This window comes from Gammaproteobacteria bacterium (assembly GCA_022340215.1).
Taxonomy (GTDB): Bacteria; Pseudomonadota; Gammaproteobacteria; order JAJDOJ01; family JAJDOJ01; genus JAJDOJ01.
This window is the reverse complement of record JAJDOJ010000187.1, coordinates 1-17,235: the sequence shown is the minus strand read 5'-3', so window position 1 is coordinate 17,235 and position 17,235 is coordinate 1. Positions and strand designations below refer to the sequence as shown.

At 59.4% G+C, this 17,235-nt stretch carries 14 protein-coding genes and 1 pseudogene; 11 read left to right on the top strand and 4 right to left on the bottom strand.

Annotation, left to right across the window (positions count from 1 at the left end):
• Window positions 1-138 precede the first annotated feature (138 nt).
• Both LJE91_13305 and LJE91_13300 read left to right on the top strand, forming a co-directional pair.
• Complete coding sequence (locus LJE91_13305) at window positions 139-1,866, top strand: chloride channel protein (GenBank protein ID MCG6869661.1); 1,728 nt, start codon at window positions 139-141, stop codon at window positions 1,864-1,866.
• Window positions 1,867-1,960: 94 nt separating this feature from the next.
• A pseudogene (locus LJE91_13300) lies at window positions 1,961-2,179 on the top strand (addiction module toxin RelE).
• 76 nt (window positions 2,180-2,255) lie between these two features.
• On the opposite strand, the gene LJE91_13295 reads toward LJE91_13300, so the two are convergent.
• From LJE91_13295 to LJE91_13285, 3 genes are all read right to left on the bottom strand, one after another.
• On the bottom strand, window positions 2,256-2,543 hold the full coding sequence (locus LJE91_13295) for an antibiotic biosynthesis monooxygenase (protein ID MCG6869660.1): 288 nt from the start codon (window positions 2,541-2,543) through the stop codon (window positions 2,256-2,258).
• A 109-nt stretch (window positions 2,544-2,652) separates the two neighbouring features.
• On the bottom strand, window positions 2,653-3,057 hold the full coding sequence (locus LJE91_13290) for an SEC-C domain-containing protein (GenBank protein MCG6869659.1): 405 nt from the start codon (window positions 3,055-3,057) through the stop codon (window positions 2,653-2,655).
• Between the two features lie 258 nt (window positions 3,058-3,315).
• Entirely contained in the window at window positions 3,316-3,726 is a 411-nt protein-coding gene (locus LJE91_13285; GenBank protein MCG6869658.1) for a secondary thiamine-phosphate synthase enzyme YjbQ, read from the bottom strand.
• Window positions 3,727-3,855: 129 nt separating this feature from the next.
• Between LJE91_13285 and LJE91_13280 the strand changes: the two genes are divergently transcribed.
• A complete protein-coding gene (locus LJE91_13280) occupies window positions 3,856-4,647 on the top strand; it encodes a dienelactone hydrolase family protein (GenBank protein ID MCG6869657.1) in 792 nt (263 codons plus the stop codon).
• Window positions 4,648-4,691: 44 nt separating this feature from the next.
• Entirely contained in the window at window positions 4,692-5,414 is a 723-nt protein-coding gene (locus LJE91_13275) for a rhomboid family intramembrane serine protease (protein MCG6869656.1), read from the top strand.
• On the opposite strand, the gene LJE91_13270 is transcribed toward LJE91_13275, so the two are convergent.
• The gene (locus LJE91_13270; protein MCG6869655.1) at window positions 5,398-6,597 is read right to left on the bottom strand and encodes a ChaN family lipoprotein; all 1,200 of its coding nucleotides are present in this window, start codon (window positions 6,595-6,597) and stop codon (window positions 5,398-5,400) included. The two genes, LJE91_13275 and LJE91_13270, sit on opposite strands and share 17 nt — an antisense overlap.
• Window positions 6,598-6,694: 97 nt before the next feature.
• Between LJE91_13270 and LJE91_13265 the strand changes: the two genes are divergently transcribed.
• The 7 genes from LJE91_13265 (at window position 6,695) to LJE91_13235 (ending at window position 17,119) form a co-directional block, all read left to right on the top strand.
• Window positions 6,695-8,914: a M1 family peptidase gene (locus LJE91_13265; protein MCG6869654.1), complete on the top strand. Its 2,220-nt coding sequence runs from the start codon at window positions 6,695-6,697 to the stop codon at window positions 8,912-8,914.
• Between the two features lie 265 nt (window positions 8,915-9,179).
• Window positions 9,180-9,644: a hotdog fold thioesterase gene (locus LJE91_13260; protein ID MCG6869653.1), complete on the top strand. Its 465-nt coding sequence runs from the start codon at window positions 9,180-9,182 to the stop codon at window positions 9,642-9,644.
• A 162-nt stretch (window positions 9,645-9,806) separates the two neighbouring features.
• On the top strand, window positions 9,807-10,568 hold the full coding sequence (gene minC / locus LJE91_13255) for a septum site-determining protein MinC (protein MCG6869652.1): 762 nt from the start codon (window positions 9,807-9,809) through the stop codon (window positions 10,566-10,568).
• Between the two features lie 118 nt (window positions 10,569-10,686).
• Window positions 10,687-11,739 (top strand): 2Fe-2S iron-sulfur cluster binding domain-containing protein, encoded by a 1,053-nt coding sequence (locus LJE91_13250; protein ID MCG6869651.1) that lies wholly within the window; start codon window positions 10,687-10,689, stop codon window positions 11,737-11,739.
• 109 nt (window positions 11,740-11,848) lie between these two features.
• Window positions 11,849-12,058, top strand: a complete 210-nt coding sequence (locus tag LJE91_13245; GenBank protein ID MCG6869650.1) for a hypothetical protein — start codon at window positions 11,849-11,851, stop codon at window positions 12,056-12,058.
• A gap of 462 nt (window positions 12,059-12,520) precedes the next feature.
• Window positions 12,521-13,693, top strand: coding sequence for an efflux RND transporter periplasmic adaptor subunit (locus tag LJE91_13240; protein ID MCG6869649.1), 1,173 nt, complete (start codon window positions 12,521-12,523; stop codon window positions 13,691-13,693).
• A 159-nt stretch (window positions 13,694-13,852) separates the two neighbouring features.
• Window positions 13,853-17,119, top strand: a complete 3,267-nt coding sequence (locus LJE91_13235) for an efflux RND transporter permease subunit (protein MCG6869648.1) — start codon at window positions 13,853-13,855, stop codon at window positions 17,117-17,119.
• Window positions 17,120-17,235: the final 116 nt, after the last annotated feature.

Sequence of the window (17,235 nt, the reverse complement as noted above, 5' to 3'; positions counted from 1 at the left end):
GAAGAACTGGTGACCGCGTGGGCTGACGAGCTCAACGGCATTGGATAGGCTAGCTCAGAGCAGTCGAGAACTCGGTACTCTCAATTATGGTAATCAATATGTTTTTTATGATATCTAACTGATGATGGAAATAGCGCAGTGAATGAAGAGAAGCTAAGACCACTGGAAATGAGAAGTATTTTTCTCATTTCGATTGTTATTGGTATCCTCACCGGTTACGCCGCTTGGCTGTTTCGTTTACTTATCGGCCTGGTTCATAACATCAGCTTCCTGGGCCAATTTTCTGTGAACTATGATGCCAACCAACACACGGCTGCCTCAGTATGGGGGGCATTCATTATTGTGGTGCCCGCTATTGGCGGTGTGATCGTCATCTGGCTAATTGAGCGGTTTGCTAGGGAAGCCAAAGGCCATGGTATGCCCGAAGTAATTAGTGCGATTCATAATAAGCAGGGTGATATTCGTGGCATCGTGGCAGTAGTCAAATCCCTCGCGTCTGCTATTACCATTGGAACCGGTGGCTCCCTGGGTCGGGAGGGTCCGATCGTTCTTATTTCCTCGGCCCTAAGCTCGACCATCTCCAAATGGCTTCGATTAAGTGTCTATCAACGTAATTTAATGATTGCTTGCGGGGCCAGTGGTGGGATTGCGGCGACTTTTAATGCGCCGCTTGGAGGCATCCTGTTTTCGATGGAGCTGCTGCTTCTTGCGGTGAATGTTCGTACCATTATGCCGGTGGTCATGTCATCGGTTATCGCTGCGAATGTCGGGCGGTATCTGATCGGGCCCGATCCCGCTTTTCAGGTGCCACAACTACCTACCAGTGCCACCCTAGAAAATGCACTCGTGCTAGTCCTCTACTTCCCTTTTGCTGTGGTTATTGGCTTGGCAGCGGTACTCTTCATCAAGGCTGTCTATTGGAGTGAAGATAGATTCGAAGCATTACCTGTAAATCCTTACATCCGACATGCCGGTGGCGCTCTGATTTTAGGCGTCATGATGTATGGATTTCAAAGGACTACCGGTCATTATTATGTTCAGGGTGTGGGATACGCAACCATTCAGGATGTTCTCAATGACACCATTGGGAATCCTTGGTTCATACTACTGCTGTTTACTGGAAAACTTCTGGCAACAACTCTGACGCTCGGCTCCGGTGGTTCCGGCGGTGTGTTTTCACCGTCATTATTTTTGGGCGCTACCCTGGGTGGTTTCATTGGAACATTATTGGCAATGTGGTTTCCTGCGCTGGATGCCGATCCGACGACGTTTGCTCTGGTGGGGATGGCATCCATGGTCGCAGCGACTACCAGTGCGCCAATGACAGCGGCCATCATGACATATGAGATGACACTGAATTACAGTGTGGTGTTACCGGTAATGGTGGGGGTTGCTCTCGCTTATTCGACTCGTCATTTTTTCATGCGCGCAGATATTTACACCACTAAACTGTTACGTCGTAACGAATATGTCCCGCGGGGATTCCTGTTAGATGTTCAGTCTCAGATTGTCGTTGACGGGATTATGGAAACTGATATGCAATTTGCCGCAAAAAATGAGTTGGTGACAGGTGCGGAGAAATCTATCTGTGTTATCGAAGATGAAAAAGTCATTGGAGTTGTGATCCCAGTATCGTATAGGAATAATAAACAGTTTCAACCTCAGACTGTCATGCGGAAAAGATTTTTGGTTGTTACGAGCGGCGCTACTCTACGCGATGTGCTTCGCGACTTTGATCGATGCCATTGTTCAGTTGTTGTCGTCAGTCGCAATGGAAGGCCGGATAAAGATGATGTTATAGGCGTTTTGAGTTCCATTCATCTGACTAGGGCGCTGGCAACAGCTTCGAAGCATGTTGCTAATTGAAGTGATGGATTCGAGATCATGATTAGCCGCGTTCTAGGATATAGGGTCAGGTCTCGAATTGTAACATGCTACCGACCAAGCTATATTCTCGCGTATGGCCAGACCGTTGCGCATTGAATTCGCCGGTGCCCTGTACCACGTCACGTCCAGGGGTGATCGGCAAGAGACGGTCTATGTAGACGACGAAGACCGCGAGGTGTTTCTTCGCACCTTGGCGGAGGAGGCTGAACGGTTCAACTAGCGCTGTCACACCTACTGCCAGATGACGAAACACGACCATTTGGTGGTGGAAACTCCGGACAGCAATCTCGCGTGAACCTCTGCACGTTGGATACTTCACCGCCACCGACTTGTTGATATTCTCATCACACCAATGGGTTAGTGACGGGTCAAGGGACCTCGTGTGCCATCACATTGCCTTCAATGATCTTGGTCGGCACGTCGAAGTCAGTCACCGTTTCGGCGGCCCATGCAACCGCCCGTCGGGTTGATTCATCGGCGGCAGCCTTGCTTTCAAAGATGCTGACGGTCGAGGCCATGTCGTCTCCGGCAATTATCGTGTACGCGATTAGCCCCGGCATTTTTCGGATAATCGGAACGAAGTCTTCCCTACCTTGCCGCGCAAGCTCATTGGCTTCGGGTCCTTTGACGTTGTGATGTCGAATAACGGCGTACATACTTGTGTATTCCCCCTACGGACAAAGACGACGCATATTCGCCGCCTAACGCCTTGGTTCAGCCGACAAGAAGAGCGCTAGCGACCCGAAGGTCGGCTGGAATCAAATGTTATGCCTGAAATTTTTTACTACCTACGATGTTGTAATTATCCACATTCAGATATCCTTTGCTCTTTAAGGACATGGCCAAGTTAGCATCCGTACCTCCTATTTCTTTGACTACATATGAGTCTGAAATGTCTTTTTCTGCTTCATTTGTTGCTTCGTCCTCATCGGTATATATGCTCTCAGGCTTTACTAAAACAAAATGATATTTCCATTCATCTTTTCTGATTTGTTTTAGACACGCTAGTGAAGGCATAAAGCTACCAACATCTCCATATGAACCGGGCTCAAAGCGGTATAATTCTTCTAAATCATCATCATTTTCAGTAACTTTAGAAATACAGCATTTCTTGTATTTCTTTCCACTGCCACAGGGGCATGGATCATTTCGTCCGACTTTCTCTTTCATGATTTATATGTCTTTATGGCATAATATGTTATTAGGTGGACAGAATCCGTAAATGCACCGGGAAGGTTTCTGCCCAAGTAGATTTTCCTCTAGATCCCACCAAATAGGACTCCAGAGTATGGAGAGAGTACATTCCATCGTCAGATCGATCGGTTATGGATTCCCCGTGGCATTAAGGCGCCGCGTCATTGGCCGGCTGGGAATGTCGGTGCACCCGTCGATCCGCAGAGATGCGCGGTCCATGATACGGTACTAGGCCTAACGGTCATCTCCGATTACCGTGCAGACGATGGGTCGACTACCTCGCGGGCCGTCGAATTCGCAGAAGAAGATGTTCTGCCACCGGGACAATCCCAGCGCTCCGTCGATTAGGGGGACGGTCTCGGACGGACCGACAAGGCCCGACTTGAGATGGGAGTCCCCGTTGCCGTCCTGGCGGTCGTGGAGCCAGACACCCTTCGGGGCGAGCTGCCGCAGCAGATTGACCACATCCGTCTGTACGCTCTCGTCCCAGTTTTCCTGAATCATGATCGCGGCCGTCGCGCCCTGTGCGTAGACCGAAACCAGACCATTGCGCACCCCGCTGCGGCTCGCGATGGCGGCCACTTGTGGCGTGATGTCGATCAGTTCCTCTCTACTGGTGGTGCGGACATGAATGATCTCGCGCATGCTGGGGTCTCCGGAGTCGTTTCTGTTACTGCGATTGCCTGTCGTGTGGCCTGGAGCGCTACCATAACGGGTCCGATTTAGCTGATACAATCTTCACGGTCGCGAGAAACTTCACACAGGGGGGCGGGTATGAGACGTCTAATTTTTGCGGGATGCTGGTTTCTGGTCTTCGCCGTTGTTCCGGCATCGGCCGAGGTGCAGGTCAAGGCGGTGGAATACCGCGATGGCGATACGCAGTTGCGCGGCTATTTCGCCTGGGACGACGCGATCGAGGGGCGCCGGCCAGGTGTCATCGTCGTGCATGAATGGTGGGGGCTCGACGACTATGCCCGCCACCGCGCGGAGATGCTCGCGCGCCTGGGGTATGTCGCATTTGCAGTGGACATGTACGGCGAGGGTCGCGTGACGGAGCACGCCAGCGAGGCGAAGGCCTGGATGAAGCAGATCGCGTCCAATGTCGAACAGTGGCAGAGACGTGCAATGCTGGGGGTGGATATCCTGCGCAAGCACGAATTCGTTGACCCGACGCGTGTCGCAGCGATCGGCTATTGCTTCGGGGGAGCGACCGTAATGCAGATGGCTTACTCCGGGGCCGATCTCAAGGGGGTCGCCAGTTTTCACGGTTCGCTGCCCGTGCCTACGGACGCGCAGGCCGAGGCCATACGCGCGAGTGTCATGGTGGCGCACGGCAACGCAGACGAATTCGTCCCTGCCGAGCGTGTCGCGGCATTTATGGCCGCCATGGAGAAATCAAACGTAGACTGGCAGATGACCTTCTACGGCGGTGCTCGGCATGCGTTTACCGTGCCCGGTGCGGAAAAGCGTGGGATTCCCAATCTGGCCTACAACGAGAGGGCCGATCACCGTTCCTGGGAGCAGCTGCAGGCATTCCTCGAGGAGGTGTTCGAACAGCATCCCTGATGTGCGGTCGTGAGGGTTTGGGCCTGCTGGCATAAACTGAACCCGTGTTTCCCGTCCACGACGACAATCCCGTCGGCCGGATACCGTTTCTGACCGTTGGTCTGATCGCCGCTTGCGTGCTGGCGTTCCTGTGGCAGAGGTCGCTGGGCGATCAGGGGCCGATTGCCGCCTATGCGCTTGGGGTCATCCCGGCCGTGCTGTTCGAGCACAAGGTGCTTCCCGACGAACTGATCGTGGTCCCTCCATGGGCGACGGTGTTCACCTCGATGTTTCTCCACGGCGGATGGATGCACCTGCTGGGCAACATGCTCTATCTGTGGGTGTTCGGGAAAAACGTCGAGGACGCCATGGGTCGCATCCGCTTTCTTCTGTTTTATCTGGCCTGTGGTGTGGTGGCCGTATTGGCGCAGGCCCTGCCGGACCCGGACTCCACGATTCCCATGATCGGCGCCAGCGGTGCGATCTCGGGCCTGCTGGGGGCCTACCTGCTGTTGTATCCGCACGCCCGGATGCTGGTCGTGCTGCCGATCGGGTTCTATCTCCACACCATGCGTATCGCGGCGTACTGGGTGCTGGGGCTTTGGTTCGGGATGCAACTGGTCAGCACCCTGTTGACCGACAGCAGTGAGGGCGGGGTTGCCTTCGGGGCGCACATCGGTGGGTTTCTTGCCGGGATGGTCCTGGTGCCGCTGTTCAAACGCAGGGATGTCAGACTGTTTGCGCCGGTGCGACCGGCGAACCGCGGGCGCGCTACTGCCCCAAGATGACATCCACATCCACGACGGACTCCTTTCCATCGTTCTCCCGTGCGATCCGAACGGAGACCGAATCTTCCGGCTCCGCGTCCAGCAGTGCGATCCTGACATCCTCGGTACCACCGACGGAGATCCCGTCGAGTTCGAGGAGCCGGTCCCGCTTGACGATTCCGGCCCGGGCCGCGGCGCTGTCTTTCGAGAGGCCACTGACGACGACGCCCTGGTCGGTATCCTCCATGAAGATGCCGAGCAGCCCCCGCGGCTGAAGCGATCGTTCCTTGACGATGAGCACGTAGTCGGCGATCGCCGGGTCGGTCAGCGCGTCCGCACCGACCAGCACGACGGGTCCTTCGATGCCGCTAAGGCGCGCGAGGCGGGCCGGGATCCCCGATCGGTAGGCCAGGTGCCCCGAACCGGCCAGCACGACCATCAGGGTGTCCGGGTTTGCTTCCAGGTATTCGCCTGCACGTTCGGCCATGCCTTCGTCCCAGAGCAGTTGCGATTCGAAGAAATACTCGAACCGTTGCTGTGCCGCGTGCGGGTGCTGCTCGAAGATCTCGCGCATGCGGGTCTCGTATTCCACATCGGAGCGATCGAAGCCTTCCGGAACCCACGCCGCATCGTCACCCTGGAGCCCGTTGATGCCCTCCTGCGCCACCTTTCTGCTGATTTCCGTCGGGACATTGAGGGCGAGCAGGGGGATCCCCCGTTCGCGGGCGTATTCCAGAATCGGTCGGTAGAGTCGGTAGTCGAAACTCCAGCGGCTGAAGTATTCCGTCGCCCTCAGCATCTGCTCCTCGCTGACCGCGCCGCTGACGTAGTCGTCGAGCGATCCCTGATAGGGTTGCTGGAAGAATTCCATGGCGATGACCATTTTCGGGTGCCTCGCATGGAGTCCGCGAATGATTTCGAGCTGGGCGAGGTGGTGTTCGTAGCGGTCGTGGGATTCGCCGACGAATACCACACGAGACCCGGTGAGTTTTTCGACCAGTTTATCGAGGGTTTGCAGGGTCGACAGGTCCACGGACATTATTTCCGCCCCATCCCCAAGGTTCAGACCGACCGGTTCGGTCTTCGCCGGTTTCGGTTCCGGCATACAGGCCGCAAGTAGCGCAACCGCGACCCAGGCAGTTAAGGACATGAAACCATGCCGCAAACGGGTCTTCATCGTCCCGTTGGCAGTGGCGTGTGTCATCCTGATTCCTGGGAGATCACCGTCTAGGAATGCGAGCATAACCTTCGTATCCTGGTGGGTTGAATCGTAAAAAGCCACAGCATACCCGCGGACCGATATGAAGTCTTTGCGAATGCAGTGGGGCGACCAGTTGCCCGGTTCCAGTCAGGGGTGGTACAAGCACCGGATGAATGTCCGACCGACGACGATGCCGTTTATTCGCTGTCTTCTCCTTGTGGCGTTCGCCCTGCTCGGCCGGTCGGCAATCGCGATGGAGAAGGGCGTCGCGGTCGTAGGTCACGACATGAAGGTGACACTGGACCCGGAGGCCGGTCGGCTGTCCGTCAGGGACACCCTTGACCTGTCCGGCGCCAATGCGGAAGCGGGATTCGCGCTGTACCTGCATTGTGCGCTGACCCCGCAGATGGACCCTCGCGAGGGTGGGATCGAGGCGGAATCGGAATGCAGGGACGGGGAACGCCTTCGTCGATTTCGCCTCTTTCCCCGGGCCGCGCCCCCCGGAGTCACCTTGAGTTACGAGGCTCGCCTGGATTCGCTGGGTATCGACCCGGAAGCTGAAGTCCTGCATCTGTCCGGCGCGAACGGCTGGTACGCTTCCGTCGAGGGCGCGCTTTCGACGTTCCGTCTTGCGGTGCGAATGCCCCCGGGATGGGTGTCGGTGAGTCAGGGTGAAAACTCCGAGATGGCGGGTGGCACGGTGTCCTGGCGTGAGGACAAGCCCCAGGAGGACATCCATCTGGTGGCGGGGCGTTATCACGTCTATGAAGACACGAGCGGGGACGTGACTGTCCAGGTCTACCTGCTCCAGCCCGAACCGGAACTGGCGCAGCGCTATCTGGACGCCTCCCGGCGCTATATCGGGCGCTACGAGCGCCTGTTGGGCGACTATCCCTACGCCAAGTTTGCCCTGGTCGAGAACGACAGGCCGACCGGCTACGGCATGCCGTCCTTCACGTTGCTCGGCTCACGCGTATTGCGGCTGCCGTTCATCATCGATTCATCCTACCCACACGAGATCCTGCACGACTGGTGGGGCAACGGGGTCTACGTCGACATCACGCAGGGCAACTGGAGCGAGGCGCTGACGACCTACCTGGCGGACCACCTTCAGAAGGAGATTCAGGGGCGGGGGGCGCAGTACCGGCGAGATACGCTGGGCAGATACGCGGACTACGTGTCGGCGGGAGAGGATTTTCCCCTGTCCGCGTTCGTTTCGCGCCACAACGACGAGACCCAGGCGGTCGGATACGGCAAGGGGATGATGATGTTCCATATGCTGCGTCGCCGACTCGGCGACGGGCCGTTCGTCGAAGGCCTGCGCCGTTTCTACCGTGATCAAGCCTTGAAGGAGGCCAGTTACAACGACCTGCGTCGGGCGATGGAATCGGCAACCGGTGCCGACCTGGTCTCGTTCTTCACGCAGTGGCTGACGCGCACGGGTGCCCCGATTTTGACGATCGAGGATGCCGGGGTACAGGGGCAGGACGGAGAGTGGATGCTTGATCTCACGCTAAAGCAGGCGCAAGAGGGACCGGCGTACGAACTGCGGGTCCCGGTCGCCGTCACGGTTGAAGGTGACGACCTGGCGCAGGAATTCGTCGTCGATATGAAAGAAAAAAAGCGGCGGGTTGAGATCGCCTTGCCGGCGAGGCCGCTGCGTGTCGACGTGGACCCGGATTTCGACCTGTTCCGCCGACTCGATCCCAGGGAGCTACCGCCGACCCTGGGGCAGGTGTTCGGCGCCGACAAGCCGTTGATCGTCCTGCCCTCGTCCGTGAGTGCGGGCGCAGCTCGGGAATACGGGGCGCTCGCGGCGGCCTGGCGGCGTCGCTATCCGGGAGCGGAAGCGGTCTCCGACCGGGAGATCGATGCACTGCCCGAAGACCGTTCGGTCTGGCTCCTGGGCCGGGAAAACCGGTTCACGGCGGAGTTCGACCGATGGGTTGGCGAGCGCGACGGACTCGATGATGTCCTTCGAGCCGCTTCCGCTGCGGGGCGTGTCGGAAACGCCAGTCTGGTGCTGGCCGCATGCAGACCCCACAGGCCGGATGTCGCTGTCGGGATGATTGCCGTCGACGATACGGCGGCTCTGGCGGGACTGGCGCGCAAGCTGCCGCACTACGGTGCTTACGGTTATCTCCTGTTCGAGGGGTCAGAACCGCGGAACGTGATGAAGGGGCAATGGCCGAGCACGGGATCGCCCCTTGCCGTCGACCTGGGCCCCGGTAATGACGAGGTGGCCGCGGCACGGCGCGCGGTGCCGCGGCCGCTGGGGGAACCGGTCCCGGTACGGGCTAAGGCGATTTCTGTCAAATGACATACCATCCTGCTTGTCTTTGTCGTCCGTCCTCTGTGTTGCGACAACCGTTCCATCGTTCGACGATGCGCCTGTTGTCGCGTCTTGATGACGAACGATCCCGGCGCGGCGCTTTCCCTGCTTTGCTTGGGCACCGGTCTTGGGCTTCCTGCCCAAGCCGTTCACTGCTTCGCAGTTCACCCGGCGCGATCTGGTATGTCATTTTCCGGCAATCGCCTAAGGATCAAGCCGGGGTGCCCGGCGCGTGATAACATGACGGATCGTGATGGCCAAAGCGGAAAACGAGGTCTGGCATTCTCGTCCCACGCCGGATGAACTCAACGAATTCTCGACCGGATCGATGATTTCGCGTATCGGTATCCGGTTCACCGAGGTTGGCGACGATTTCATCACGGCCTCCATGCCGGTAGACCATCGTACCCTGCAGCCCTTCGGTGTCCTGCACGGTGGTGCTTCGGCCGTGCTCGCCGAAACGCTGGCCAGCATGGGTGCGACCTATTGCGTCGATCGCTTCCGGTTCGCCTGCATGGGGATGGAGATCAATGTCAACCACCTTCGACCGGTGCTTCAGGGCACGGTCGAGGGGCGTGCCACACCGATCCATCTGGGGAAGCGGACTCAGGTCTGGGACGTGCGAATCGGCGATGGCGACGACAGGCTCGCTGCCGTGTCGAGACTTACACTGGCCGTTGTCGAAAGGTCGCGTCTGGAGTCGGGACCCCGTTCGTGACGGTCGGGAAAACCGAGGGCTGTTTGCCCGCCTGGTCCGGCCGACCCCGTCTTTGCCTTGATCCGCGTTATTGCATCCGAGTATAAGTAGCGAAAATGTCCGGGCCCGATCGTCTCACCTGACGGTCAGGACCGGGACCACCACCGAGGGAGAGACACGCAGATGTCAGCCAGTGCGGGAGAAGCAACCATTGAACGGACCGTCGTCGCGGACCTGAGGGCGGATTCCTTTACCTTGCCGGTATTACGCCTGTTGCAGGGCGACATGGACGCCGTTTCCTCGGTGATCGCGGAAAAGCAGGAACAGGCTCCCGAGTTCTTTCGCAACACGCCGGTCATTATCGATCTGCACGCCCTGGAAACGGACAGCGGGTCGGTGGAGTTCCCGCTGCTCGTCGGCATCCTGCGGGGCGCCGGTATGATCCCCATCGGTGTACGCGGCGGGACAGATGCGCTGAATGCGTCCGCGCAGGGCATGGAACTCGCGATATTCGCCGGTGGCCAGCAGGAAACCGAATCCGCTCCCGCAAAGAAACCCGGGCGCTGCGGGGCGGAGGATTCGAAACCGGAGGCCGAGGCCTCGCCGTCCGGGCAGACCATGACGATCACCCGGCCCGTGCGTTCCGGTCAGCGGATTTACGCCGCCGGCGGAGACCTGATCGTATTGTCGCAGGTCGGTTCCGGATCCGAGGTGATGGCCGATGGGAACATTCACATCTATGGCGCACTTCGAGGGCGGGCCTTTGCCGGCGTCAAGGGAAACCAGGAGGCCCGTGTCTTTTGTCACGCCCTCTATCCCGAACTGGTCGCCGTGGCAGGTCGCTACGTTGTCAGCGAGAAGATCCTGCCGGACGTGCTGGGCAAACCGGTCCAGATCTGGCTTGAGGATGGACGGCTTCGGATCGAGCGGCAGCCGGGGATCTGATCGACGGGCCGGTCGGCTCGGGTGGAGTTGAGTCGAGCGCCGGTCCGGTCACAACATGCCACGCTCGGGTGGCAGTCAATGCTGAAGACGTGATGTACAGTTGGATCGGGCAGGAGCCATGGGCCATACCGTTACCATCCTAAACCACGGACTCAGCTTCGAAGTCGAGCGCCACGAGTCGATCCTCGATGCCGCGGTCAAGGCGGGTATCGCAATCGACTATTCGTGCGGAAGCGGCAATTGCGGCAATTGCAAGGCACGCCTCATCGAGGGGGAACTGCTAGCCCTGCGGCATCAGGACTACGTGTTCTCCGCGGCTGAAAAGGCCACCGGCTATGCATTGATGTGCTGCAATTCCGCGGCCAGCGACCTGGTGATCGAGGCCGACGTGGCACATTCGGCCGAGGACATCGAGCCGCGCCGTATCCGGGTGAAGGTTCGCAAACTTAATTTCGTCAGCGACGAACTGGTGGTGCTGCACATGCAGACCCCGCGAACCGAAAGGTTGCGGTTTCTCGCGGGCCAGTATGCGAACCTCGATATCGCCGGTCATGGCGACCTGGACGCGTCCATCGCCAGTTGCCCCTGTGACGACCGGCGCCTGGAGTTCCATATCCGCAGGCGGACAGGGAATCCGGTGTCGGACTACATCTTCGGCAAACTGACCCCGGGGAGCAGCGTTGACCTGGTCGGGCCGATGGGGAGCTTCGTGCTGGACGAGCAGAGCCGTCGTCCGCTGGTGCTGATCGCATTCGATATCGGATTCGCGGCCGCCAAGAGTCTGATCGAGCACGCCACGGCTCAGGAAGGTGGTCGCGACATCCGCCTGTTCTGGATCGCATGCAAACCCGAGGGCCAGTATCTCGACAATCTTTGCCGGTCGTGGCGGGACGCGCTGGACGAGTTCAGGTATACCCCGATCAGCATGTCCGAGGACCTGACATCCCTGTTGAGCGAGGGAGGCCGCGGTGTGGACCGGATCGGGGATGTCCTCAGAAAGATTCTCGGAGAAACCCCTGAAATCGCGGAATGTGACACCTATGTCTGCGCGCCGGAGGTCTTCCTGCGGGCGGCCTCGCAGAGGCTGACCCGGCACGGCGTTGGCCAGGACAGGGTATGGCTGGAGCCGATGCGGGGAAACCCGCAGGTCGGCTGCCTCGCGGAACGGTGAGGGCATCGGCGTCTGGGGGCTGAGACACTCGGGTGAAATGCATCTCCGGCTGTCATCGGTTCCGGTTTCGGCCGCCCCGCGACTGGCGTCTTGGTCTGTCGCGGAATCGTTGTCAATCGTCGGCGCTCCGCTGGAAACCGCCTGGGGGGTGCTGCTGACGCTTTACGCCGCGTCGTGGTCTCCCTCCTGCGCCATTTTCCGTGGCAGAAACGGCATCGGGCCGGGAATGGAATTGCAGGGCGCTGAATTGCCGGTGGTCGCGCCCAGAATCTCGACCCGCAGCGATTTTGTGACTCAGCGACGTGAAATCAATATATAGGAAAATTACGATATCCGGATGCGCCGAAACCCGTACCGCGAGCCTTCCGGAAGTTACGTATCGATCGCGTCAGACAGGTGCTGCCGCATGGCGTGGGGACACTACGTGGAGCACACCAAGTTGTGCTATGTTACTTAAAAGCATGACCGGCACGCTAGGGAATTTCCGCTGCTGCCGTACTGCACCCCAACCTTCGATGGCGCCTTTCCTGCGACCAGGGAATCAACGTGACGCCAGTGGACACAGGATGTCGGATGCGTGTAAGAATCCATGTTGTCGACTACGCGGGCTCTCGATTCTAGCGCGTGGATACGACGCAACGAATAAACACCACATATGGTGATATAAATGCCGGTTTAGTTTCTGGCGGGTACGCGGTATAGGGATTTCCCGGTAGCGGCCACGGGGTGTGAATTCGCCGATCTGCCCGGATCGGCTGTTTAGACCTGTAAGGTATATCAGATGAAACGAAAGATTGGCAAGAAGACGAAATTTGCGGTCGCCTTTGCCGTTACGGCGATTGCGGGATCGACCTATTTTGCGATGGCCCAGGCAGGCGACGATCCGCCGCGAGCGCCCGTGGAGCTCGTGATGGTCGAGAAGATGACGATGGGTGCGAGCGTGGCGGTCGGCGGCACCGTGGCCGCGAAGGATACCGTCAAACTCACCGCACAGATGCCCGGGCGCGTGGAATATATTGCCGGTGACGTCGGCAGCACGTTCCAGAGCGGGCAAGTCCTGGTCACGCTGGACGACGATGCGCTGCAGGCCCAGTTGAGGTCGGCCTATGCCTCGCGTGCGAACGCGGATTCGGCCTGGCGAAACGCCGGGGCGCAGTACCACAGGGAGCTGCGCAGTCCACAGAGCCAATCGACCGGCATCGGCGGCATGGGCATGCCATCGATGATGGATGACATGTTCTTCAACCCGATGCAGAGCATGATGGGTACGCGCGATACCGGCGCGGTCCGCTATTCGGACGTCGTTTCTCGGCAGACGCAGATGGACCAGGCCCGCAACTCAATGATGAAGGCCGATTCCCAGATCCGTCAGATCCAGGCAAAACTGCGCGACACCAAGAGTGTCGCCCCCTTCAATGGGGTCATCAGCAAGAAATTCGTGGAAGTGGGTGACCCGGTACAGCCAGGCATGCCCCTGCTCGAGTATTCCGACACCAGCAGCCTCAAGGTTGAGGTGCACATCCCGGCGAGTCTGCGGGGTGGTGTTACGGTCGGACAGGACATCGAGGTGAGGTTCGGCTCGTCCCAACAGCCGATCCTCGGCAGGGTGATTCGCATCGCACCGGTGGCCGATCCCGTCAGGCATACGATCTACTTGGAGATCGGCGTCCCGGAACAGACCCGGGTCGAGGCCGGCATGTACGCCGAGGTGCGCATACCTGACCCCAGGATGGGCGCTCAGGCGTCCCTGGTGATTCCCAGCAGCGCGGTCATTGAGAAGGGTGGGCTGTACTACGTTTTCGTCGTGGACGACCGGAATCGTGCCGTGCTCAGGCTCGTGAGACTCGGAGAACCCTATAGTGACCAGCACGTCACCGTGCTCGCCGGCTTATCCGAGGGGACCCAGATCGTACGGGAGCCACCGCCCGGCCTGCGTTCGGGTATGTCGTTGTAGTAGTTCCCAGGGGGAGCCGTCTGACCGGGAGGAGCGTCGCGAGGTCTCTGCGCAGCAATACACCCCTGTCGGTACCGTCTCCATTACGGATCCCGCTGCTTCTGGTAGGTAGCAGGCGGCTCTCTACTACCGTAACGAACAAAAAGGATTGGCGACGCTATGAATTCAGGGGAAAACGCGCATCTGGGTATTGCGGGCAAGACCGCACAGTACTTCATTCACTCGCCACTCACACCGATGCTGTACATCGGCATGCTGGCGATGGGGCTGATGGGACTGATCTTCACCCCGCGCCAGGAAGATCCCCAGATCTCGGTCCCGATGATCGACCTGTTCGTCAGCTACCCCGGCGCCAGATCCGAGCAGGTCGCGGCCCAGGCGATAGAGCCCCTGGAGCGGGCCATGAGCGAGATCCCCGGCGTCAAGCACGTCTATTCCGCCAGCCAGCGTGAACAGGGCATGGTCATCGTCCGTTTCAAGGTAGGGGAGGACCTGGGTGAGTCGATCGTCAAGGTCCATGAAAAGGTCCAGTCGAGGATGGACGAGCTGCCCCCGAATCTCCCCCCTCCGCTGGTCAAACCAAAGAGCATCGATGATGTCCCGGTTGTCACCCTGACCCTGTGGTCCGAATCCATCGACGGTGGAACGCTCCGCAAGCTGGCCGTCAACCTCCTCCAGGAGCTGAAACAGATCCCGAGCACCGGGAAGGGCTTCGTCGTCGGAGGACGGCGATCCCAGATCAATATCGAAGTGCTCCCCGAGCGCTTGTCGGGCTTCGGCATCAGTCTCGACCAGGTCGCCCAGACGATCCAGACCGCCAACGCCGAGGCGGGCACCGGAGTCGTGGAAACCGCGGGTGCCTCGTTCAAGGTCTACACGGGGGCATTCCTTCGCAGCGCGGAAGATGTCGCGAACCTGGTCGTCGGCGTTCAGGGCGGACAGCCGATCTACCTGAGGAATATCGCCCGGGTATCGTCCGCGCTCAACGAGCCGGATGAATACGTCAGCTACTACACCGGACCGGCCTACGCGGAGGTCTACGACCGAGACCTGACCGCGGACGGGGAGCAGGCTGTCACGATCGCGGTCGCCAAGAAGATCGGAACCAACGGCGTCGTGGTCGCCAACGACATCATCGACAAGATCGAGACCCTCAAGGATCGGATGATCCCGCCCGAGGTCAATGTCGAGGTTACGAGAAACTACGGCGAGACGGCCAACGACAAGGTCAACGAGCTTCTGTTCAAGCTGGTCGTCGCCACGGGCGCCGTGACCATTCTGGTCCTTTTCAGCCTGGGATGGCGGCCCTCGGTCGTGGTCACGCTCGTGATTCCGAATGTCATCCTCATGACGGTGTTTGCGGCATGGGTATGGGGGATGACGATCGACCGTGTCAGTCTGTTCGCGTTGATCTTCTCCATCGGTATCCTGGTCGATGACGCGATCGTCGTCATCGAGAACATCTACCGGCGTTGGCTGATGAAGGGTGAGATGGACACCGAAACCGCGGTGGACGCCGTCAGGGAAGTGGGAAATCCCACCATCCTTGCGACCTTCACCGTCATCGCGGCGCTGATGCCGATGGCCTTCGTATCGGGCCTGATGGGGCCCTACATGGCGCCCATCCCAAAGCTCGGTTCCGTGGCCATGCTGATCTCCCTGTTCGCGGCCTTCGTGTTCACGCCCTGGTTTGCGACGTACATCAAGCCGACATTGCAGCAATTGAAGGTCGCCGAGGACAAGGAGCACAAGACACGCGAGCGTATAGACAAGGTTTTCCGCTCCGTGCTGCCGCCCCTGATACACAAGCGTCTCCTCGGGTGGTCCCTCCTCATTGGTCTTTTTGTGGCGTTCTTCGCCGTCTGCGCCATGTTCTACACCACGGCGGTCACCGTGAAGATGCTGCCTTTCGACAACAAGGCCGAGTTCAGTGTCGTGGTCGACATGCCGGAGGGAACGGCGGTCGCGACCACGGAGAACCTGAACCGTGAGCTTGCCGAGACGTTGCGGGACATCCCTGAGGTCACGGCGGTTCAGACCTATGCCGGCACTGCCAAACCCTTCGACTTCAACGGCATGGTGAGGCACTACTACCTGCGCGACGAACCTTGGCACGGCGAACTGCAGGTTCAGCTCAAACACAAGAGCGAGCGGAAGCGGTCCAGTCACGAGATCGCGGTCGAGGCCCGTGAGAAGCTAACCCCCATTGCGCGCGAGGCGGGAGCCCGGATCACCATCGCCGAGATGCCGCCAGGTCCCCCGGTGCTACAGTCCGTGGCGGCGGAGATCTACGGACCGGAACGCAAGACCCGCGTCGCGGTAGCCGAGGAGATGACGCGGATCTTCGAGAGCGTCGAATCGTTGGCGGACGTCGACAACTATATGGCTGCGCCGCACGAGGTCTGGCATTTCGAGATCGACACCCAGAAGGCGGTCCGGCGCGGGATCTCCGTGGACGCGATCATCCGTAACCTTTCCATGGCCATGGGCGGGTTCAAGGTCGACCGCATGAAGGTTGGCTCCTCGATCGAACCGACCTATATCGTCATCGAGATTCCGCTCAGCGCGAGGACCCAGATGAGTCGTCTGGCGGAGCTGCCGATCGCTTCACCCACTGGTACGACGGTGCCGCTCGGGGAACTCGGCCGCTTCGAGCGGATCCTGCAGGATCCTATCATCTACCACCAGGACCTCAGGCCGGTGGAGTATGTCGTCGGAGACGCGGTCGGTCGTCTGGGTGCACCCATCTATCCAATGCTGGAGGTGGACCGGCTGCTCAAGAACTACACCACACCCGACGGGCAGGTGATGTCGGGCTACATGATCGGGCCGCCGCCCGCCGATGGGCGCTCCGGGTTCGAGTGGGGCGGCGAGTGGACCGTGACCTATGAGACGTTTCGCGACATGGGAATTTCGTTCGCGGTGGCACTGGTGTTGATCTACATGCTCGTGGTCGGCATGTTCGGCAATTTCAGTGTGCCGGCGGTCATCATGGCGCCGATTCCCCTGACACTGCTGGGTATCATCCCGGGACATTGGATCATGAACGCTCAATTCACCGCGACCTCCATGATCGGATTCATTGCCCTGGCCGGTATCATCGTGCGTAATTCGATCCTTCTGGTGGACTTCACGATCGCCGAGGTGAAACGAGGCATATCGCTCGAGGAGGCGGTCATCCGTTCCTGTGAAGCCAGGACGCGCCCCATCCTGATCACCGCCTTCGCGCTGGTCGGTGGTTCCAGCGTCATCCTGACCGATCCCATCTTTCAGGGCATGGCCGTGTCGCTGCTGTTCGGGGTCCTGGTGTCGACGTTGCTGACACTCGTCGTCATACCGCTCGGCTGTGTCAGTATCGGGATTGCGCGCGTCTGCCCCTCCATGGCGGACAGCGAGGACCAGGGCGAAGCTGCCCACGCCACTTGAGGCGATTTCTGTCAAATGACATACCATCCTGCTTGTCTTTTCGTCCGTCCTCTGTGTTGCGACAACAGAGACATAGTTCGACTATGCGCCTGATGTCGCGCCTTGATGACGAACGA